The 20,510-nt window shown below is 33.3% G+C and carries 22 protein-coding genes; 3 read left to right on the plus strand and 19 right to left on the minus strand.

Annotation, left to right across the window (positions count from 1 at the left end):
- Positions 1 to 22: 22 nt before the first annotated feature.
- The 9 genes from rplI to B7R67_RS16375 form a co-directional block, all read right to left on the minus strand.
- Positions 23 to 466, minus strand: coding sequence for a 50S ribosomal protein L9 (gene rplI, locus B7R67_RS16335; protein ID WP_088072051.1), 444 nt, complete (start codon positions 464 to 466; stop codon positions 23 to 25).
- Positions 463 to 2,439 (minus strand): DHH family phosphoesterase, encoded by a 1,977-nt coding sequence (locus tag B7R67_RS16340; RefSeq protein WP_088072052.1) that lies wholly within the window; start codon positions 2,437 to 2,439, stop codon positions 463 to 465. The genes rplI and B7R67_RS16340 overlap by 4 nt, the downstream gene beginning before the upstream one ends.
- A gap of 78 nt (positions 2,440 to 2,517) precedes the next feature.
- Entirely contained in the window at positions 2,518 to 3,444 is a 927-nt protein-coding gene (locus tag B7R67_RS16345) for a YybS family protein (protein ID WP_088072053.1), read from the minus strand.
- Positions 3,445 to 3,575: 131 nt separating this feature from the next.
- A complete protein-coding gene (rpsR, locus tag B7R67_RS16350) occupies positions 3,576 to 3,809 on the minus strand; it encodes a 30S ribosomal protein S18 (RefSeq protein WP_025568960.1) in 234 nt (77 codons plus the stop codon).
- Positions 3,810 to 3,886: 77 nt separating this feature from the next.
- On the minus strand, positions 3,887 to 4,375 hold the full coding sequence (gene ssb, locus B7R67_RS16355; RefSeq protein WP_088072054.1) for a single-stranded DNA-binding protein: 489 nt from the start codon (positions 4,373 to 4,375) through the stop codon (positions 3,887 to 3,889).
- A 35-nt stretch (positions 4,376 to 4,410) separates the two neighbouring features.
- The gene (rpsF, locus tag B7R67_RS16360; RefSeq protein WP_088072055.1) at positions 4,411 to 4,701 is read right to left on the minus strand and encodes a 30S ribosomal protein S6; all 291 of its coding nucleotides are present in this window, start codon (positions 4,699 to 4,701) and stop codon (positions 4,411 to 4,413) included.
- 129 nt (positions 4,702 to 4,830) lie between these two features.
- Positions 4,831 to 5,931 (minus strand): redox-regulated ATPase YchF, encoded by a 1,101-nt coding sequence (gene ychF, locus B7R67_RS16365; protein WP_088072056.1) that lies wholly within the window; start codon positions 5,929 to 5,931, stop codon positions 4,831 to 4,833.
- A 163-nt stretch (positions 5,932 to 6,094) separates the two neighbouring features.
- The gene (locus B7R67_RS16370) at positions 6,095 to 6,292 is read right to left on the minus strand and encodes a DUF951 domain-containing protein (protein WP_088072057.1); all 198 of its coding nucleotides are present in this window, start codon (positions 6,290 to 6,292) and stop codon (positions 6,095 to 6,097) included.
- A gap of 37 nt (positions 6,293 to 6,329) precedes the next feature.
- A complete protein-coding gene (locus B7R67_RS16375) occupies positions 6,330 to 7,232 on the minus strand; it encodes a mechanosensitive ion channel family protein (RefSeq protein WP_088072058.1) in 903 nt (300 codons plus the stop codon).
- Positions 7,233 to 7,430: 198 nt separating this feature from the next.
- Between B7R67_RS16375 and yyaC the strand changes: the two genes are divergently transcribed.
- Positions 7,431 to 8,006: a spore protease YyaC gene (yyaC, locus tag B7R67_RS16380; protein ID WP_088072059.1), complete on the plus strand. Its 576-nt coding sequence runs from the start codon at positions 7,431 to 7,433 to the stop codon at positions 8,004 to 8,006.
- 111 nt (positions 8,007 to 8,117) lie between these two features.
- On the opposite strand, the gene B7R67_RS16385 is transcribed toward yyaC, so the two are convergent.
- The 10 genes from B7R67_RS16385 to rpmH form a co-directional block, all read right to left on the minus strand.
- A complete protein-coding gene (locus B7R67_RS16385; RefSeq protein ID WP_088072060.1) occupies positions 8,118 to 8,954 on the minus strand; it encodes a ParB/RepB/Spo0J family partition protein in 837 nt (278 codons plus the stop codon).
- Positions 8,947 to 9,708, minus strand: coding sequence for a ParA family protein (locus tag B7R67_RS16390; protein WP_088072061.1), 762 nt, complete (start codon positions 9,706 to 9,708; stop codon positions 8,947 to 8,949). The genes B7R67_RS16385 and B7R67_RS16390 overlap by 8 nt, the downstream gene beginning before the upstream one ends.
- Before the next feature lie 129 nt (positions 9,709 to 9,837).
- The gene (gene noc / locus B7R67_RS16395; protein WP_088072062.1) at positions 9,838 to 10,689 is read right to left on the minus strand and encodes a nucleoid occlusion protein; all 852 of its coding nucleotides are present in this window, start codon (positions 10,687 to 10,689) and stop codon (positions 9,838 to 9,840) included.
- Positions 10,690 to 10,774: 85 nt separating this feature from the next.
- Complete coding sequence (gene rsmG / locus B7R67_RS16400; protein WP_088072063.1) at positions 10,775 to 11,494, minus strand: 16S rRNA (guanine(527)-N(7))-methyltransferase RsmG; 720 nt, start codon at positions 11,492 to 11,494, stop codon at positions 10,775 to 10,777.
- A 20-nt stretch (positions 11,495 to 11,514) separates the two neighbouring features.
- Positions 11,515 to 13,401, minus strand: a complete 1,887-nt coding sequence (gene mnmG / locus B7R67_RS16405) for a tRNA uridine-5-carboxymethylaminomethyl(34) synthesis enzyme MnmG (protein WP_088072064.1) — start codon at positions 13,399 to 13,401, stop codon at positions 11,515 to 11,517.
- A gap of 20 nt (positions 13,402 to 13,421) precedes the next feature.
- Positions 13,422 to 14,798 carry a tRNA uridine-5-carboxymethylaminomethyl(34) synthesis GTPase MnmE gene (mnmE, locus tag B7R67_RS16410; protein WP_088072065.1) on the minus strand — a complete coding sequence of 459 codons (1,377 nt, stop codon included), beginning with the start codon at positions 14,796 to 14,798 and terminating at the stop codon, positions 13,422 to 13,424.
- A 163-nt stretch (positions 14,799 to 14,961) separates the two neighbouring features.
- Entirely contained in the window at positions 14,962 to 15,600 is a 639-nt protein-coding gene (jag, locus tag B7R67_RS16415) for an RNA-binding cell elongation regulator Jag/EloR (RefSeq protein WP_088072066.1), read from the minus strand.
- Positions 15,597 to 16,361 (minus strand): YidC family membrane integrase SpoIIIJ, encoded by a 765-nt coding sequence (gene spoIIIJ, locus B7R67_RS16420; protein ID WP_088072079.1) that lies wholly within the window; start codon positions 16,359 to 16,361, stop codon positions 15,597 to 15,599. The genes jag and spoIIIJ overlap by 4 nt, the downstream gene beginning before the upstream one ends.
- Before the next feature lie 60 nt (positions 16,362 to 16,421).
- Complete coding sequence (gene rnpA, locus B7R67_RS16425) at positions 16,422 to 16,802, minus strand: ribonuclease P protein component (protein WP_088072067.1); 381 nt, start codon at positions 16,800 to 16,802, stop codon at positions 16,422 to 16,424.
- A gap of 141 nt (positions 16,803 to 16,943) precedes the next feature.
- The gene (gene rpmH / locus B7R67_RS16430; protein ID WP_056467137.1) at positions 16,944 to 17,078 is read right to left on the minus strand and encodes a 50S ribosomal protein L34; all 135 of its coding nucleotides are present in this window, start codon (positions 17,076 to 17,078) and stop codon (positions 16,944 to 16,946) included.
- 727 nt (positions 17,079 to 17,805) lie between these two features.
- Here rpmH and dnaA point away from each other — a divergent pair.
- Together dnaA and dnaN are read left to right on the plus strand one after the other, a co-directional pair.
- Complete coding sequence (dnaA, locus tag B7R67_RS16435) at positions 17,806 to 19,152, plus strand: chromosomal replication initiator protein DnaA (protein ID WP_088072068.1); 1,347 nt, start codon at positions 17,806 to 17,808, stop codon at positions 19,150 to 19,152.
- A gap of 156 nt (positions 19,153 to 19,308) precedes the next feature.
- Positions 19,309 to 20,454 carry a DNA polymerase III subunit beta gene (gene dnaN / locus B7R67_RS16440; protein ID WP_088072069.1) on the plus strand — a complete coding sequence of 382 codons (1,146 nt, stop codon included), beginning with the start codon at positions 19,309 to 19,311 and terminating at the stop codon, positions 20,452 to 20,454.
- The last annotated feature ends 56 nt before the right edge of the window (positions 20,455 to 20,510 follow it).

Here is a 20,510-nt window from a genome sequence, read left to right on the forward strand (position 1 = left end):
TAGTCCTCCAGATGCTTGTTTCTTATTGTTCTTTTACATGTACTTTTAACGTTGCACTTACTTCTGGATGTAATTTTACTTTTATATTCGTTACTCCAAGACCTCTAATTGCATCGTTCATTTCAAATTTACGTTTATCTAATTTAATTCCGTGTACTTTCTGAAGTTCGTCTGCAATTTGCTTGCTTGTAATTGAACCAAAAAGGCGACCACCTTCACCAGATTTAGCTTTTAATTCGACCGTTAAAGCTTCAATCGTCTCTTTCAGTTTTTTACAATTTTCTAGTTCAATTGCAGCATCTTTTAATTCTTTATTTTTTTTCGCTTCAAGTGTTTTCACGTTTCCAGCAGTCGCCTCAATTGCATCGCCATTTTTTATTAAAAAGCTAGCATATCCGTCTGCAATGTTTTTAGTTTCTCCTTTTTTACCTTTTCCTTTTACGTCTTTTAAGAAGATTACTTTCATTTGTTTGTTCTCCCTTCAATGTATTGATCAATTATTCTTAATAAGCTTTGTTCTACTTCTTTAATTGATGAAGATTCTATTTGTGCAGCAGCATTTGTTAAATGCCCACCGCCACCAAGCTCTTCCATTATTAACTGAACGTTTATATTACCTAATGAACGACTGCTAATACTAACAAGATCATCAGATCTTTTCGCGATTACAAACGATGCAATTACATCCGTCATTGTTAATAATGTGTCTGCAGCCTTTGCAATTAAAACTTGTTCATAATTAACGTTTTCTTTTCCATAACTAATCGCAAAGCCATTTTTATACATATAGGCTTCCTCTATTAGCTCAGCTTTACGAATATACTCATTCATATCTTGTTTTAATAAATTTTGAACAAGAATCGTATCAGCACCATTTGATCTTAAATAGGAAGCAGCATCAAATGTTCTAGCACCTGTTCGGAAAGTGAAGCTCTTTGTATCAACAATAATACCTGCAAGTAAAGCAGTAGCTTCTAACATATTTAATTTAATTTTCTTAGGCTGATACTCTAATAACTCAGTTACTAGTTCCGCTGTAGACGATGCATACGGCTCCATGTAAACAAGAATTGCATCTTTGATAAAATCCTCACCTCTTCGGTGATGATCAATAACTACAATTTTATCTGTTTCATCTAAAAGTGATTCTTCTTCTACCATTGTTGGCCTATGAGTATCGACCACAATAATTAGCGTATCCTCTGATACAAGCTCTTTTGCCTTTTCAGGCGAAATGAAGCAAGACATAAACTGTTCGTTTTTTGACATCTCTCTCATTAAACGATTAACACTTCGATCTACTTCATCTTTATTAATTACAACATAACCATTCACTTCATTGTGCATGACCATTTTTAAGATACCTACTGCTGATCCAAGCGCATCCATATCAGGTAACTTGTGACCCATTATCATAACATTAGAGCTACTCTTCATTAAGTCCCTTAAAGCATGGGAGATTACTCTCGCTCTAACCCTTGTTCGCTTTTCAACTGGGTTGGTTTTCCCACCAAAGAACTTTACTTTACCATTAATGTTTTTAACTGTTACTTGATCTCCTCCACGTCCAAGAGCTAAATCAAGACCAGATTGAGCTAGTTGTCCAAGTTCCGGTAAACTTTCACTTCCAACACCGACACCTAAACTTAGCGTAATAGGTAAATTTCGTTTTGTTGTTTCTTCTCTTACTTGGTCTAAAATAGAAAATTTATTGTTTTCTAAATTACCTAGAATTCCTTCATTTAAAACTGCACTATATCGATCTGATGAAACACGCTTTAAGAAAATACCATGTGTATTTGCCCAACTATTTAACATTGTTGTAACTGCCCCATTTATACTAGAACGCTCCTGATCATCTAAACCTTGCGTCAATTCATCATAATTATCAAGTAAAATGATACCAATTACAGTTCTCTGATCTTCATATAGCTTTTCCATTTGGGCTTGTTCAGTGACATCAAACAAATAAATAAATCGTTCTTCTCTTTTAATCACTACACGATAAGTTCTTTTATTTATACTAATTACATCTTCTTTTTTTTCTTTTTTCGAAATTAAAGCCATTAATCCTTCTGATAAATCATAGATGTGTTTTCCAATCAATGAGTGATCGTCTAAAATATTAATAATATATTGATTACCCCATTCAATATGATATTCTCTATCATACAGTAAAACTCCAATAGGCATATCCGTAATTGCTTCATTACTCAAATTTTTCACTCTCGACATAACCGATTCAATATACATATCTAAAATGTAGCGATACTTTATTTCTATCTTAACTACTAGAAAAATAACCAATAAGAAGATAACAATAAAGATTATCCCTAATTTCGGTTGTATATAAACGACGGTACCGATAAGAAATATTGAAAGAGCAGTTAATAGATAGACGGGAATAAGAAACATTTGTTTCTTATGAAAATCTTGCATAAGTTCAGCCCCTAAATCAAATAAAATCTTACTTCCATTTAAAGTTTACTCCACCTTTTCAGCTAACACTGGTGTAATTTAATTTATTCTTCTATTAAATATTCCAATTGAAACGATCCCGATTAGTAAAACAATATAAATTAATGGTTGAATAATAAGACTTGCAATCATTATGATAATTGGTACCGCTTTAGAAAATTGCTTTAAATAACTAAAATAAAAAATCGATGCATATCCTTGAACAATAACTAAAACTTGAAGTACATACGTTACGTTAATAACTGCTACATTGAAGAAACTTCCTTGTTTTAATTTGAAAAATGAAATAATCATTACGATTAAAAAGAACCACATGAATCCTGCTGGGAGTCTAAATTCTCTAAATGGTTTAAATTTTGGTGTTTTATAACCAAATCTTTTTATTAATGGAAAAGTTACTAACTGAGTTAAAAAGGCAAGTGTAAAACTAAACATTAATAATAATGTCGGGAATAATGTAGGGATTAGTTTAATTACAGCTAATAGATCATCAAGTCCATTCTGATTAGGTTTGACACCAAGACTTGAGTACATTTCCTTGCTTTTTTCAATAGCATCTGTCATAGAGTTCATCATATCTTTTACAATATCCATATTAAAAAGAGTCTTGGCCAATAAGTATATTAGTACTATATGTATTAAATATAAGAAAGTACTAGTAATTAATATTTCACCTTTACTTCTCTCATTTTTTATTAGATATCCCAATGCGATGCCAATTGTAGAGAACATTAAAGTACTTGGAATTACGGTAGCAGATGTAATAACCATTGTTATACCAATTGCTACACAACAAAGCAGTAGTGACTCTTTAATTGAATATTTTAAACTAAAAACGATAAATGGCAGTGGCATAAGAAAGGTTAAAATAAGTGAGAGAAATGGTACATATGTAATCATTAATAACAGTACTGAGTATATTGCTAAAAGTACTGCTCCTTCAGTTATAAAGCGAGTAGATTTCAAAACAAATCTCCTTTCAATTTCCCTAACTTATTCTCGATAAGCATACTATTTACTATTTTACCATAAAACGTATTTTTTCATAAATACAAAAAAAGTACAGCACGAGAATGCTGTACTTTTCATTATTCAGCTTATTCAGCCACGTATGGTAATAATGCCATTTGACGAGCGCGTTTGATCGCGATCGTTAATTTACGTTGGTATTTTGCTGAAGTTCCAGTTACACGACGAGGTAAAATTTTACCACGCTCAGAAACGAAACGTTTTAATAACTCAGTATCTTTAAAGTCGATAGTAGTGATGCCATTTGAAGTAAAGTAACAAACTTTACGACGCTTAGCACGTCCACCTTTACGTCCACCCATTGCCATTGTTATTTCCCTCCTCTACTTAGAAATTAGTTTTTAGTAATGTTTACCGTTCAACATTACAGTTATATTATTTAGAAAGGAAGATCGTCATCAGTGATATCGATTGTTTTGCTTGTCCCACCAAATGGGTCATCATTAAAGCTAGGCTTTTGAGATGGTGCTTCGAAAGGATTTCCAGCGTTAAATCCACCTTGGTTTTGTTGGTTCATACCAAATGAACCTCCTTGGTTACCTGACGCGTTTCGTGGTTCTAAGAATTGAACAGAGTCAGCTACAACTTCAGTTACATATACTCTCTTGCCATCTTGACCATCAAAACTTCTAGTTTGAATACGTCCCTCAACTCCAGCTAAGCTTCCTTTTTTCAGGAAATTCGCTACGTTTTCAGCAGGCTTTCTCCAGATAACACAGTTAATAAAATCTGCTTCTCTTTCACCTTGCTGATTTGAGTAGGTACGATTCACTGCTAGAGTAAACGTTGCTACAGCAACCCCACTTGGTGTATAACGTAAGTCTGGGTCCTTTGTTAGACGACCTACAAGCACAACACGATTGATCATCTGATTCTTACCTCCCTAAGGCATTTCAAAAATTATTATTTGTCTTCTTCACGGATAACGATATGGCGAATGATATCTTCGCTGATCTTCGCTAAACGATCGAATTCTTGTACAGCTTCTGGTTTAGCAGAAACATTTACAAGCATGTAGTGTCCATCACGGAAATCGTTAATTTCATAAGCTAAACGACGTTTACCCCACTCTTTAACGTTTGTGATTTCAGCACCTTGTTCAGTTAAAACGTTGTTGAAACGCTCAACTAATGCTTTTTGAGCTTCGTCTTCCATGTTTGGTCGAACGATGTACATGATTTCGTATTTATTCATCACAATGTCACCTCCTTTTGGTCTAACGGCCCAATAAAGGGCAAGGAGCAATTTATTTAATCACTCACGAGTTAAAATTATAGCATAGTTTTTTTTAGATAGCAAATCAATAAATTTAGAGCTAATTTATTAAACATTAAATCGGAAATGCATTACATCTCCATCTTGTACGATATATTCTTTACCTTCAAGGCGTACTTTACCAGCTTCTTTGGCAGCAGTCATGTTACCATAGTTCGCTAAATCTTCAAAAGATACTGTCTCTGCACGGATAAAACCACGCTCAAAATCAGTATGGATAACACCTGCACATTGTGGAGCTTTCATACCCTTTTTAAATGTCCAAGCTCTTACTTCTTGTACACCTGCAGTAAAGCAAGTTGCTAGTCCTAATAAAGAGTACGCTGCACGGATTAATTGATCTAAACCAGATTCTTCAATCCCTAATTCTTGAAGGAATGTGCGTTTTTCCTCATCATCTAACTCAGCAATTTCTTCTTCAATTTTTGCACTAATAACGATTACTTCTGATCCTTCTGCAGCTGCAAACTCTCTTACTTTTTGAACATACTCATTTGAAGATGGATCAACGATATCATCTTCACCAACGTTTGTAATATAAAGCATTGGTTTAGTTGTTAATAGGTGTAATCCTTTTACTACCTTCATTTGTTCTTCAGTAAATTCTACTGAGCGAGCAGGCATGTCACTTTCAAACGCATCTCTTAGTTTTACTAAAATTTCATGCTCATACGAAGCATCTTTATCTTTTTGTTTAGCTAATTTCGCTACTCGATCAATACGTTTTTCAACTGATTCTAAGTCAGCAAGAATTAACTCTAGGTTAATTGTTTCAATATCAGCAATCGGATCAACTTTACCAGAAACGTGCGTAATATTATCATCTGCGAAACAACGTACTACTTGGCAAATTGCATCTACTTGGCGAATATGTGATAAAAACTTATTTCCTAAACCTTCACCTTTACTTGCACCTTTAACGATCCCTGCGATATCAGTAAATTCAAAAGTTGTTGGAACAGTTTTCTTAGGTTGAACTAATTCAGTTAACTTTTCTAAACGATAATCTGGTACTTCTACCACACCTACGTTTGGATCAATTGTACAAAACGGATAGTTTGCTGATTCAGCTCCCGCTTGTGTAATTGCATTAAATAAAGTCGATTTTCCTACGTTTGGTAATCCTACGATACCTGCTGTTAATGCCATAATTTCCACTCCTATACGAACTTAGTTAATCTTTCACAATTATATTGATTTCGAAAAAAAATAACAAGAAAATCTGATTATTATTTCTGAACATACGAAAGGTATCTAGTAGAGGCAATCCTAAATGTTGCTCTACTAGATACCCTTTGATTTTAAAATCGTTCTACTCTTCAGCTCGAACTAAAACCTTTTTTAATTTTCGTGCGAACTCTCTGCGTGGTATTAATACGCTATGTTCACACCCTTCACATTTTAAACGAATGTCCATACCCATTCGAATAATTTTCCATCTGTTCACACCACATGGATGAGGTTTTTTCATTTCTACTACATCATTTAAATTAAAAACTTTTTCTTCCACGCGAAAAACTCACTTCCTTAAAATAGTAGCATACAAACTATACATTCGCATTTTCATTTTTAGCTTCTCGTTGTTTATATAATACCATTTTTGGATATGGAATTTCTATGTTATTTCTTTCTAGTACTTCTTTTATCTCTTTTCGAATTGCTCTAGAAATTTTAAATTGCGTCATCGGTTTAACCTCTGAAGCTATTCGTAACGTTACTTCAGAAGGACCCAAATTTTGAATTCCAAGATACTCTGGAGGCTTTACCATGTCCTCATATCTTTCAGGCATCGTCACTAAATGTCTTTCGATTACACTTTGAGCATGTTCGATATCTCCTTCATATGAAATACTAATATCAACCATCGCTACTGCATTATGCAAAGAAAAGTTAGTAACTTCAGTAATCATACCATTTTGTATAATATGAAGTTCACCTGTTCCACTTCTGATTTTAGTTGTTTTTAAACCAATTGATAATACTGTGCCTTCAAAATTTTGTACTCTAATATAATCCCCAACCGAAAACTGGTCTTCAAACAAAATAAAAAATCCTGAAATGATATCTTTTACCAAACTTTGTGCTCCAAAACCGATTGCTACACCACCAATTCCAGCTCCAACTAAAAGACCTTTTATCTCCACTCCGAATATTGGTAGAATGGTTAAAGCTGCGATAAAAAATATAACGTAGGCTAATACATTTTCCATCAGCTTTATAAGTGTAACTGACCTTCTTTCTGATACTTGTAATGGTCCTCTAGCGTTAACCTTTAGAAGCTTACGAATTAATTTTCTTCCAATTTTTACGGCTAATACTGAAACAATAATAATTAGCGCGATTTTTATTGAGGCACTTAAAAAAGCATCCCATTGACTTTGAGTTATCATATTATCTTTTATCGTTTTTTCAGCTGCATCTATTTGATCTACTGCATTTAACTTACCCATTTGGTATTAGAATCCCCCTATCTCTTTTTTTCAATTACTTTAATGGTAATACTAACCGAATTACCTACTTAAAACCATAAATATAAACAATTGTAATAATAGTTTAATTTAGCAATAAAGATAGATTGATTAGAGTATAAATTTTCTAAAAATTGCATAAACTGTTATTACTCTCTTAAAAGAAAAGTAGGCGATATTATGCAATTTTCAGCAAATCCTTTACGTAGCTTATTTAAGGACGATTATTCTGTATTTTTAGATGATGAAAATGCAATAAATCGATTTGCAGATCGATTAAGTAAGTCGCTTCCTAGTCTTTATACAAACGAAATTGTTTTTGTCTGCATTGGTACTGACCGTTCAACTGGAGATTCACTCGGTCCCCTTGTTGGATCTATGTTAGGAGAATTGAACTTAAGTAGATTTCATTATTATGGTACTCTCGACGAGCCAATTCATGCGTTAAATCTTTCGGAACAGCTTGAAGTAATTAAAAACAAGTATAACAATCCCTTTATCATTGCTATTGATGCTTGTTTAGGCAGAGTAAAAAGTATTGGTAGCGTTCGTCTATCAAATGGACCACTAAAACCAGGCGCAGCGATGAAAAAAGATTTACCCTTAGTAGGTGAAATTAATTTAACAGGTGTAGTTAACGTTAGTGGTTTTATGGAGTTTTATGTACTACAAAATACAAGATTAAGCCTAGTAATGAAAATGGCCAAATTCATTGCAAACTCAATAAAGGAAACTGAAAAAAGACTTATTACGTAGTGTTACTCACTATAAAACTAGTTTACTAACTATCAATCTGAAAATCCTACAAAAACAAAAGGGAGTATTAATTGAATTGGAGACCAAAACAATCAATATTCCCTAAATAACTCATTTTATGATTGAAAGGATTCTTTCTAAATCTTCTTTATTAAAAAATTGGATCTCGATTTTCCCTTTATCTTTTGATGATTTAATTTTAACTGACGTACCAAACTTTTCTTGTAACACTTCTTCATACTCACTAAAGAAAATATTCTTGTTAGCATTTTTCTTTGGTGTTTCACGTGAAACATTATCATTTAACTCATTAACTAAGTGCTCTACTTCTCTAACGCTAAGGTTCTTTTCAATTACTTTTAAGGCAGTACTTTCGATTAAACCCTTTCGTTTAAGTCCTAAAAGCGCTCTTCCATGCCCCATAGAAAGAGTACCTTCCTCAACCATTTTTTGAACAGAATTAGGTAATGTTAAAATCCTTAAATAGTTAGCGATATGTGGGCGACTTTTCCCAAGTTTTTTCGCCAATTGTTCTTGTGTTAAATGCAGTTGTTCAATTAATGTTTGATATGCTTCCGCTTCTTCAAGAGGATTTAGATCATCTCGTTGTAAATTTTCTAAAACAGCTAACTCCATCATTTGCTCTTCAGAAAGCTCTCGAACAATTACAGGAACTGTATTTAGTCCTGCGTTCTTTGCAGCACGGAAACGTCTTTCACCAGCTACAATTTGGAAACCTTTTATACTTTTTCTTGCAATAATTGGTTGAAGAATCCCATGTTCAACTACAGATTGTGTCAATTCCAACATTGCTGTCTCATCGAATACTTTTCGAGGTTGGTACGGATTAGGTCTAAGTTCTTTAAGCGCAATTTCTTGGACTAATTCTTCTTGTTGATTGATATCTTGAAAGAATGCTCCTATACCTTTTCCTAAACCTTTAGCCATTATCAATCACTTCCTTTGCTAGTTCGAGATATACTTCTGCACCTCTAGACTTTGGATCATAAGTAATGATCGGTTTTCCATGACTTGGTGCTTCGCTTAAGCGTACATTTCTTGGAATAATTGATTTATAGACTCTATCTTGAAAATATTTTTTTACTTCTTCAATCACTTGAAGCCCTAAATTTGTACGAGCATCTAGCATCGTTAACAAAACGCCTTCAATTGCTAAGTTTTTATTTAAATGTTTTTGAACTAATCGAACTGTACTTAATAACTGACTCAATCCTTCAAGTGCGTAGTACTCACATTGAACAGGAATAATAATTGAATCAGATGCAGTCAATGAGTTTAGAGTCAATAATCCAAGAGATGGAGGACAATCTATTAAAATATAATCATAGTTTCCTTTTACAGTATCTAAAGCTCGCTTTAAACGTACTTCTCTTGAAATAGTTGGTACTAACTCAATCTCAGCTCCAGCAAGTTGAATTGTTGCCGGAATAATATCGAAATTTGGAATAGCAGTGTTTAAAATGACATTTTTCGCCTCAACATCATCAACTAATACATTATATACACACTGATTTACATCAGCTTTTTCAATACCAATACCACTTGTTGCATTGCCTTGAGGATCTATATCGACTAATAATACTTTTTTTCCTAAATGAGCTAAACAAGCACTTAAATTAACTGATGTTGTAGTCTTACCAACACCACCTTTTTGATTAGCTATAGAGATTACTTTAACCACTATGTAATCTACTCCTTCCACAACAAACAATTCTTAATTTCTATTCTACCATGAATAGATTCGTCAATGTGTCTAGATTTATAAATGAACAAAAAAAATTCACCACTACAAAAGAGGTGAATTTTACACTTATTTTTTTGGAATTTTAATCGTTATTTGGTAATAGTCATCGTGTTCTTCTTCCTGACTATCAATATTCATACCAGTTTTCGTAACCATCTGTAAAGATTCACGAATTGTATTCATAGCTATTCTAATATCTTTACTAATTGCTTTAAATTTTGGTTTTGGTTTTGGTTTTTTTTCCGTCAATAATGCTACTACTCGATCTTCAGTTTGTTTTACATTTAATTGTTTATCAACGATTTCTTGAAGTAGCGTTATTTGTAATTGTGGTAACTTTAATGGTATAAGTGCTCGAGCATGGCGTTCTGTAATTGTCTTGTCTAATAAGGCTTGTTGAATCTCAGCAGGAAGTTTTAAAAGTCTTAATTTGTTAGCAACTGTCGACTGTCCTTTTCCTAATCGTTGAGCCAATGCCTCTTGAGTTAAATTATGTAGGTCTATTAATTTTTGATAAGCTACCGCCTCTTCAAAAGGAGATAATTCTTCGCGTTGTAAATTCTCGATTAGAGCTACTGAAGCAGTCTCTGTATCGTTAAACGTTTTCACAATTGCAGGGATTGTGTCCCACCCTAAAGATGAAACAGCTCTGAATCGTCTTTCCCCGGCAATTATCTCATAAAAGTTCGGTCTGATTTCTCTTACTACTATTGGCTGAATAATACCATGAGTTCGAATCGTTAGCGCTAGTTCTTTAATTTTCTCATCATCAAAAAATGTTCTAGGCTGATACTGATTTGGTACAATTTCTGATACTGGAATTTGGCGTATAACTTCATTATTTGAAACCGAGCCTTGAACATCATCATTAATTTCTTTTTCTGATAAGCCAAATAACCTAGATAATGTGCTTTTCAATGTGATTCCCACCCTTTTAGAATTTCGTTCACAATAGAATAAACTTAACAAATGTTTCACGTGAAACATTTGTTAGTTTATCATATTAAATTTCTAATGGTTCTTTACCAGGAGTACCCGGTTTACGTGGATACTTAGTTGGCGTTTTACGTTTCTTTTCTACTATAACAATATTTCGATCACTTTCTTCTCCAGGAAGAGTAAAGTGATTAGTTGATTTAACTTCTCCACCAAGTGTTTTAATAGCATATTTTGCTTTCTCTAACTCATCTTCTCCGGCAGCACCTTTAAGTGCAACAAAGTAACCGTTTTGTTTTACAAGAGGTAAGCATAATTCAGTTAAGACTGACATTCTAGCAACCGCTCTAGCTGTTACAACATCAAAAGATTCTCTCATACCAGCTTTTTTAGCAAAAGTTTCTGCTCGATCATGAACAAATGTTACATTTTCTAATTGTAACTCTTTCGCTAAATGATTTAAAAACGTAATTCTTTTTTGAAGTGAGTCTACAATAGTTAATCGGATAGATGGGAAACAAATTTTAATTGGGATCGAAGGGAAGCCCGCTCCTGCACCAATATCACATACTGTCATTTCACCTGAGAAGTCAAAATAAAAAGCAGCACTAATCGAATCATAAAAATGCTTTAAATAAACTTCTGTTTCTTCTGTTATAGCTGTTAAGTTCATTTTATTATTCCACTCCACTAAAGTGTGGAAATATATTTCAAATTGTTTTAATTGAAAATCCGATAATAGAATTCCTTTTTCTTTAAGTGCAGCGATAAACTGTTCTTTATTCACTCGTAATTCCCCTATCTATATTAGTTCGATATTCTTGCAATTTTTCCTTGTTCTAAATAAACAAGTAGAATTGAAATATCTGCTGGATTTACTCCAGAGATACGAGAAGCCTGACCAACTGATAGTGGACGTACTTGCTCAAGCTTTTGTCTTGCTTCAGTTGCAATACCATTAATAGCTTGATAATCGATATTTTCAGGAATTTTCTTCAAATCCATTTTCTTCATACGTTCTACTTGATTTAATGACTTTTCAATATAACCTTCATACTTAATTTGTATTTCAACTTGTTCTTTTACATCCGGATGTAAATCTTTCTCAGATGGACTAATTGTATGAATATGTTCATAAATCATTTCAGGACGTCGTAAAAGATCTGCTGCACGAATTCCATCTTTTAATTCGCTTCCACCGTTTTCAACTATTAAATCTTGTAATTCTTTTGTCGGTTTTAATTGAGTTGCTTTTAATCGAGCAATTTCTTCTTCAATCAGCATTTTCTTTTGTTCAAAGTCTGCAAATCTTTCGTCAGAAATTAAACCAAGTTTATGACCTATTTTTGTTAAGCGTAAGTCAGCATTATCATGACGTAATAGTAGACGATATTCCGCTCTAGAAGTTAGTAGACGATATGGTTCATTTGTCCCCTTTGTCACTAAATCGTCAATTAATACTCCGATATAAGCTTCCGAACGATCCAAAATAAGCTCTTCTTTATTTAAAGAACGGCATGCAGCATTGATTCCGGCAATTAATCCTTGACCTGCTGCTTCTTCATAACCAGAAGTACCGTTAATTTGACCTGCAGTATAAAGGTTTTTAATGTTTTTTAATTCCAGTGTAGGCCATAATTGAGTTGGTACAATCGCATCATATTCGATAGCATAACCAGTTCTCATCATTTGAACATTTTCAAGACCCGCAATCGATTGAAGCATTTTTTCTTGAACATCTTCAGGTAAACTAGTAGATAGTCCTTGAACATAAACTTCTTGTGTATTTCTTCCTTCTGGCTCTAAGAAGATTTGATGTCTCGGTTTATCATTAAATCGGACAACTTTGTCTTCAATTGAAGGGCAATAACGAGGTCCAGTTCCTTTTATCATACCAGAGTACATAGGTGAACGGTGTAAGTTATCGTCAATAATTTGATGAGTAGTTTCACTTGTATATGTTAACCAACAAGGAATTTGTTCAGTTTCAACCGGTTCTGTTTCAAATGAAAATGCTCGCGGTACATCATCACCTGGTTGTATTTCTGTTTTTGAATAATCAATGCTATGACTATTTACACGTGGAGGAGTACCTGTTTTAAAACGAACTAGTTCAATTCCTAATTCCTCTAAGTGCTCAGATAGCTTAATTGCTGGTTGTTGATTATTAGGACCGCTAGAGTACTTTAATTCTCCAACGATAATTTCACCACGTAAGAATGTACCAGTTGTAATAACAACTGTTTTAGAACGATAAATCGCACCTGTTTGAGTGATTACTCCAGTACATTGACCATCTTCTACAATTAATTTTTCTACTAACCCTTGTTTTAGTGTTAGGTTTTCTGTATTTTCGATTGTTTTCTTTAACTCATGTTGGTAAGCAAATTTGTCCGCTTGAGCACGTAATGCACGCACTGCAGGACCTTTACCTGTATTTAACATTCTCATTTGGATATGGGTCTTATCGATATTTCGACCCATTTCGCCACCCAGCGCATCAATCTCACGTACTACAATCCCCTTAGCAGGTCCACCTACTGAAGGATTACAAGGCATAAATGCTACCATATCTAAATTAATCGTTAACATTAGTGTTTTTGCACCCATTCGAGCCGCTGCTAAACCAGATTCACATCCAGCATGGCCAGCACCAATAACGATTACATCATAATTGCCTGCTTCAAAACTCATTTTTCTCTCCTCCTAACCTTTTATTTTCCTAAACAGAACTGAGAAAATAACTGGTTGATTAAACTTTCTTGAACCGTATCGCCCACGATTTCTCCTAATAATTCCCACGCTCTAGTTAAGTCAATTTGTACTAAATCTATTGGCATGCCATTTTTCATTGCTTCAATTGCGTCATTAATTGTTTGTTCAGCTTGTTTTAATAAAGCAATATGTCTAGCATTAGATAAATAAGTTAAATCTTGTGCCTCAATTTGCCCTTCGAAGTATAGATCAGCAATTGCTTTTTCTAAATCATCAATTCCTTTTTCTTCTTTTAGTGAAGTTGTTACAATTGTAGCATTTCCTACTAACTCTCTTACTTCGTTCATATCAAGATTTTGTGGCAAATCTGTTTTATTAACAATCACGATTACGTCCTTATCGCTCATTTGCTCATATAACTTGCGGTCTTCCTCACTTAATTGCTCATTATTATTTAATACAAATAAAACAAGATCAGCTAGATTTAGAACTTTTCTTGACCTTTCGACACCAATAGCTTCCACGACGTCTTTCGTTTCACGAATACCTGCAGTATCAATTAATCGCAAAGGAACTCCTTTTACGTTTACGTATTCCTCGATTACATCTCTCGTAGTACCTGGGATATCTGTTACAATTGCTTTACTTTCTTGCACAAGTGTATTTAGAAGAGAAGATTTCCCAACATTCGGTCTACCTATAATTACTGTTGAAAGACCTTCACGTAGAATTTTCCCTTGTTTTGATGTTTCAAGAAGCTTTTGTATTTCAATTCGAACCTCTTTTGCTTTTTCGATTAAAACAGTGTTAGTCATTTCTTCAACATCATCATATTCAGGGTAATCGATATTCACTTCGATATGAGCGAGAATTTCCAGCAAAGTTTGTCGTAGTCGATTAACTAATTTAGATAATCGACCTTCTACCTGATTCATTGCTATCGCCATTGCTCGATCAGTTTTTGAACGAATTAAGTCCATTACTGCTTCAGCCTGTGATAAATCGATTCTTCCATTTAGAAAGGCTCTTTTTGTAAATTCACCTGGATCTGCCAGTCTAGCTCCCTGAGACAGTACTAATTCAAGTACTTTATTAACAGAGAAAATACCACCATGACAATTAATTTCGACAACATCTTCACGTGTGAAAGTTTTAGGTGCTCTTAAAACAGATACCATTACTTCCTCAACAGTGTTCCCAGAGCTTGGGTCAACTAAATGACCGTAATGAATTGTATGTGAATCTACTATATTTAAATCTTTTTCTTTAAATAATTTATTTGCTATTTGAACAGCCTCATCACCACTTAGTCGAACGATTGCAATTGCACCTTCGCCTTTTGGAGTTGATATTGCTGTAATTGTATCAAATTCCATCAAAAATCACCTCGGAGCATGTTAACTCAAGCTAACATGTTACTTCTAAACTTATAGCATAGCATAAAGAATTTTATAATTGAATGTTTTTATATTATAACCGTACGAAAGTACAAGTAAACTTAAATGCTTGAATGATGAACATTAAAAAACCAATTAAGGATTAGCCCCTAATTGGTTTTTTGAAATCTATAACTAATTGACGATATGGATCTTGGCCAATTGACTTTGTAGTGATATTTGGCATATCTGTAAGAATGTGATGAATAATTTTTCTTTCAAAAGATGGCATCGGCTCTAAAGAGATTGCTTTTCTTGTCTTCAAAACAGATTGAGCAGTTTTTTTAGCAAGAATTTCGAGCGATTCTTTACGCTTTAATCGATAATTTTCTGCATCTACCACAACATGAATCAATTGTTTTGAATGACGATTTACAAATGTTTGCACTAAGAACTGAAGAGCGTTTAAAGTATTCCCTCTTTTTCCGATAATAAGAGCTACTTTCTCACCCTTAATTGTAAATACGAAGGATTCTTCTTTTTGTTCTTGTAATTCATAGCTTATATCTGCAGTCTCATCAAGACTTTGAACAATATTTGAAAGATAATCATATGCTTTTTCAATTAAAGTTTTCTTTTTTACAACGAATACTTTAGCAGGTTTAGCACCAAATCCTAAAAATCCTTTTTTGCCGTCTTCGATTACTTCGATTTCTACTTCTTCTTTTGTTGAACTAAGTTGCTGAAGTGCTAATTGAACTGCTTGTTCGATTGTTTGACCAGTAGCAGTTACTTCTCTCACTTACTAGCCCCTCCTACATTGTTTTTTTGTTGAGTAGTATTACCTCTATTAACAAATAACGTTTGAAGAATCATAAATGTGTTACCAACTACCCAATATAATGCTAATGCTGAAGGTAGTCTAACAGCAAATACTAAAATCATGATTGGCATAACATAAAGCATAATTTTCATTTGTTGTGCAGCAGGTCCAGTCATAGAACCAGTACTCATAGAAACTTTTTGTTGTATAAATGTCGTGATACCAGCAATGATTGGTAAAGCATAGATTGGATCTGGATGGCCCAATTGGAACCATAAGAAATCATGTGCTTTAATTTCCATCGTTCTCATAATCGCATGGTAGAAAGCAATTAAGATTGGCATTTGAATGAAAATTGGTAAACAACCAGAAAGTGGGTTTACTCCATGTTGCTGATACAGCTTCATTGTTTCTTCATTTAATTTTTGAACTGATTTTTGATCCTTAGATGAATATTTTTCTTTTAATTTCGCCATCTCAGGTTGGATCGATTGCATCGCTTTTGTGCTCTTAATTTGTTTAATCATTAATGGTAATAATGCTAAACGAATTAAAATTGTTACCACGATGATTGACATACCGTAGCTTCCACCAAATAGTTTTGATACGGCTGTAATTAGCCATGATAATGGATAAACGAAATACTCGTTCCAAATCCCTGTACTCTCAGGTGTAATTGGTTGATTTGTTTGCGAACATCCAGCTAACAAAACTACTAAGAAAAGAACTGCAACTAGCATTTGGTACTTCTTAGTCTTCAAACTAGCTCCTCCTTTAAGAAGTTACATTTAAATATGTAATTACTTAATTTGTTTTTTTTCTATTTTAATTTTTGAATCACGATTTTTAAGTGCTTCAGCCCTTTTCAAAACGTGAATTAAACTTTTCTTAAATTCATTAAAAGGTAGCTCAGTACAGGGCTTTCTTGCAATTACAACGTAATCTAAATTTATTTGAAGATCATTACTTAGTTCATTAAGCGCTTGTCTAATGTATCGCTTTATATGATTTCTCATTACAGCATTACCTAACTTTTTACTAACAGATAATCCTATACGAAACTGTTTTTGGTCTTCTTTTTTTAATGTGTAGATTACAAATTGTCGGTTTGCAGTTGATGATCCCTCTCGAAAAACGCGACTAAAATCTGCATTCTTTTTTATTCTGTTTTTCTTGTTCATGTTCCACTGACACCTCAAAAGATTCCTTCAATAATCATAACAATTTTTTTATAAAAAATGAGGCCTTTTTTACTTACAAATTGTGACATGAGAGCAAAAAAGGCCTTCTTATTAGTGAAAAAGACCACTGTTGACAGTGGCCTACGCAGATAATACTTTTCTTCCTTTACGACGACGAGCCGCTAGAACTTTACGTCCGTTTGCAGTGCTCATACGGCTGCGGAAACCATGTACTTTGCTGCGTTTACGTTTGTTTGGTTGAAATGTTCTTTTCATTATATGACACCTCCCTGAGGAATTCCTGTAATAGACAGTCCTATAAATTATAAAGAATAAGTACTAATAATGTCAATGTAAGATGTTAAAACGTACGAATATTTATTTTCCAATTAATGAAGAATACTTGATTCTGTTAGTTTTTTGGAGGAAAAAATTTTAATAAATAATAGTTTATTCCTATCTTTTCCCTTCAATAAATTTATAAACAATCAAATCATCTTAAAAATTTAAGGGTGTCGAAAGATTTTTTTTACACTTTTTTAAATGAATAAAAAAATCGTTAAAAAGTTTCTCCTACCTCTTTTTATATAATTGTGAAATGCTCTGTGGATAAGATTTTTCTACAGTTTTTTTACCCACAACAGTTATCGACAATTTTTACACAAGTTATTTTTCTGTGGACAATTTTTTTAAACAAGTGGATTAGCATGTGGATAACACGAACTACTCATTGAAATAGCTCAAGATTTTTGATATCATTATTTTGTTTTCCACTTTTGACAAGTTGTTCATTATTAATAATTGTCCACAACTGTTGATAACTTGTGGACAGGTTTTACACTTATGCTCTTTTAAAGTTATCCACATAGGTGAATACTGTCAAATAAAGTGGAATTTTGCAGATGGATGAAATTACGCATATTCAATTAACTGAATAAAAATTTACGTTAAAATAAAGTACTTGTACAAAACTTGAACACGCGTTGTAGGGAGGGATTATTGTTTGGAGAATATAGGGGATCTTTGGTCTAGAGTTCTAAACGAAATAGAGAAAAAAATAAGTAAACCAAGCTTTGAAACATGGCTAAAATCTACTAAGGCATTTTCATTAAAAAACGATATATTAACGATCATCGCTCCTAATGAATTTGCACGTGATTGGCTTGAATCAAAGTATTCATCTTTAATAATGGACACAGTATTAGAAATTACCGGAGCGGAACTAGAAATTAAATTTATTCTTCCTCAAAATCACGTCGAAGAGATTGAGATGAATATACCAGCTGTTAAGGCAAAGGTTAAGTATGACGAACCAGTAGAATTCGGACAAAGTATGTTAAACCCTAAATATACGTTTGATACGTTTGTAATTGGGTCTGGGAATCGTTTTGCTCATGCAGCATCTTTAGCGGTTGCTGAGGCTCCAGCAAAGGCCTATAACCCATTATTTATTTACGGGGGCGTAGGTTTAGGTAAAACCCACTTGATGCATGCAATTGGTCATTATGTACTCGAACATAATCCAAATGCAAAAGTAGTTTACTTATCATCTGAAAAGTTTACGAATGAGTTCATCAATTCAATTCGTGACAATAAAGCAATCGAATTTAGAAATAAATATCGTAATGTAGACGTGCTACTTATAGATGATATTCAGTTCCTAGCTGGGAAAGAACAAACTCAAGAAGAATTTTTCCATACTTTTAATACTCTTCATGAAGAAAGTAAACAAATTGTTATTTCAAGCGATAGACCACCTAAAGAGATTCCTACACTAGAAGATCGACTTCGCTCACGTTTTGAATGGGGCCTAATAACGGATATAACTCCTCCTGATTTAGAAACAAGGATTGCGATTTTACGCAAAAAAGCAAAAGCTGAAGGTCTAGATATTCCAAATGAGGTAATGTTATATATTGCAAATCAAATTGATACAAATATTCGTGAATTAGAAGGTGCACTAATTCGTGTCGTAGCGTATTCTTCTTTAATCAATAAAGATATTAACGCAAGTGTAGCCGCTGAAGCCTTGAAAAATTTAATTACAGCTTCAAAGCCTAAAACAGTATCAATACATGATATTCAACGAACAGTTGGAGAATTTTTTAGCATTAAACTAGAGGATTTTAAAGCAAAAAAGCGTACAAAATCTGTAGCTTTTCCAAGACAGATTGCTATGTATCTATCAAGAGAACTAACAGACCATTCTTTACCTAAAATAGGAGAAGAGTTTGGAGGACGAGATCATACAACTGTTATTCATGCGCACGAAAAAATTTCAAAACTAATCGAATCTGACTCACAGCTGCAATCTCAAATTAAAGAGATCAATGAAAAATTAAATCAGTAGACTCATTAAGCTGTGCATAACTTTTACTTTTTTTTACACAGTCTATCCACATGTTGATAGACTTATTTTTCTTGACTAAACTATAGTTATCCACAAATTAACAGGCCCTACTACTATTACTATATTATTTTATAAATTATATAAGGAGTACAAATCATGAAATTTACTGTACAAAAAGAATATCTTGTTAAAGCTGTACAAGATGTTATGAGAGCTGTTTCTTCTAGAACAACTATACCAATCTTAACTGGTATTAAATTAGTCGTTACAAATGAAGGTCTTACATTAACAGGTAGTGATTCAGACATTTCTATAGAGTCTTATTTACCAACAGTATTAGATGATCAACAATTAGTAGATGTAAAACAACCTGGAAGTATTGTATTAAATGCTAGATATTTCGGTGACATTGTAAAAAAATTACCGTCTGATTTTGTCGAATTAGAATCTGACAGTCATTATGTAACTACTATTAGATCTGGAAAAACTGAATTTAGCTTAAATGGATTTGATTCTGAGGAGTACCCATTACTTCCACAAATTGAAGAACATGAAACAATTTCAATTTCTGCAGATTTATTAAAGTTTATGATTCGTCAAACTGTATTTGCCGTATCGACTTCAGAAACTAGACCAATCTTAACAGGTGTTAATTGGAAAATTGAAAATGGAGAACTTACTTGTATCGCAACGGATAGCCATCGTTTAGCACTAAGACAAGCTAAAATTGAAAATGGATCATTATCTAATGAGTTTAAAGCAAGTGTTGTAATCCCTGGTAAAAGTCTTAATGAATTAAGTAAAATCCTTGATGATGGCAATGAAAAAGTAGAAATTGTGTTAACTGAGCATCAAGCATTGTTCAAAACAAAACACATATTGTTCTTTACACGACTATTAGAAGGAAATTATCCAGATACATCAAAGTTAATTCCAAGTGAGAGTAAAACTGAACTTACTGTAATGACGAAGGAGTTCTTACAAGCTATCGATCGTGCTTCACTATTAGCAAGAGAAGGAAGAAATAATGTCGTTCACCTTGAAACAGTGGGTAGCTCGGTTGTTAATGTTTCATCCTATTCACCTGAAATCGGTAAAGTAGTAGATGAAATTGTTTGTGAAGACATAAAAGGTGAAGAGTTAAAAATTTCATTTAGTGCGAAATATGTAATGGATGCATTAAAAGCAATTGAAAGCCCTGAAATTTACATTCAATTTACAGGTGCAATGAGACCATTTTTAATTCGTACTGCAAATGATTCAAGAACGCTGCAATTAATTTTACCAGTTCGCACATACTAGTTAGTAAATTCTAATAAAGGGGGCTGACCTAGCGGAATGTACTAGCAATTTCTAAA

The sequence above is a fragment of the Gottfriedia luciferensis genome (assembly GCF_002156865.1).
GTDB lineage: Bacteria > Bacillota > Bacilli > Bacillales > Bacillaceae_G > Gottfriedia > Gottfriedia luciferensis.

Coding starts and splice junctions, on each gene's coding strand:
- rnpA (WP_088072067.1), bottom strand. CDS start 16,802: ATGAACAAGAAAAACAGAATAAAAAAGAATGCAGATTTTAGTCGCGTT.
- spoIIIJ (WP_088072079.1), bottom strand. CDS start 16,361: ATGCTAGTTGCAGTTCTTTTCTTAGTAGTTTTGTTAGCTGGATGTTCG.
- rpmH (WP_056467137.1), bottom strand. CDS start 17,078: ATGAAAAGAACATTTCAACCAAACAAACGTAAACGCAGCAAAGTACAT.
- yyaC (WP_088072059.1), top strand. CDS start 7,431: ATGCAATTTTCAGCAAATCCTTTACGTAGCTTATTTAAGGACGATTAT.
- B7R67_RS16340 (WP_088072052.1), bottom strand. CDS start 2,439: ATGCAAGATTTTCATAAGAAACAAATGTTTCTTATTCCCGTCTATCTA.
- ychF (WP_088072056.1), bottom strand. CDS start 5,931: ATGGCATTAACAGCAGGTATCGTAGGATTACCAAACGTAGGAAAATCG.
- mnmG (WP_088072064.1), bottom strand. CDS start 13,401: ATGAGTTTTGAAGCAGGCAATTATGATGTAATCGTTATTGGTGCTGGC.
- rplI (WP_088072051.1), bottom strand. CDS start 466: ATGAAAGTAATCTTCTTAAAAGACGTAAAAGGAAAAGGTAAAAAAGGA.
- B7R67_RS16385 (WP_088072060.1), bottom strand. CDS start 8,954: ATGGCTAAAGGTTTAGGAAAAGGTATAGGAGCATTCTTTCAAGATATC.
- ssb (WP_088072054.1), bottom strand. CDS start 4,375: ATGATCAATCGTGTTGTGCTTGTAGGTCGTCTAACAAAGGACCCAGAC.
- rpsF (WP_088072055.1), bottom strand. CDS start 4,701: ATGAATAAATACGAAATCATGTACATCGTTCGACCAAACATGGAAGAC.
- rpsR (WP_025568960.1), bottom strand. CDS start 3,809: ATGGGTGGACGTAAAGGTGGACGTGCTAAGCGTCGTAAAGTTTGTTAC.
- mnmE (WP_088072065.1), bottom strand. CDS start 14,798: ATGGAATTTGATACAATTACAGCAATATCAACTCCAAAAGGCGAAGGT.
- dnaN (WP_088072069.1), top strand. CDS start 19,309: ATGAAATTTACTGTACAAAAAGAATATCTTGTTAAAGCTGTACAAGAT.
- B7R67_RS16375 (WP_088072058.1), bottom strand. CDS start 7,232: ATGGGTAAGTTAAATGCAGTAGATCAAATAGATGCAGCTGAAAAAACG.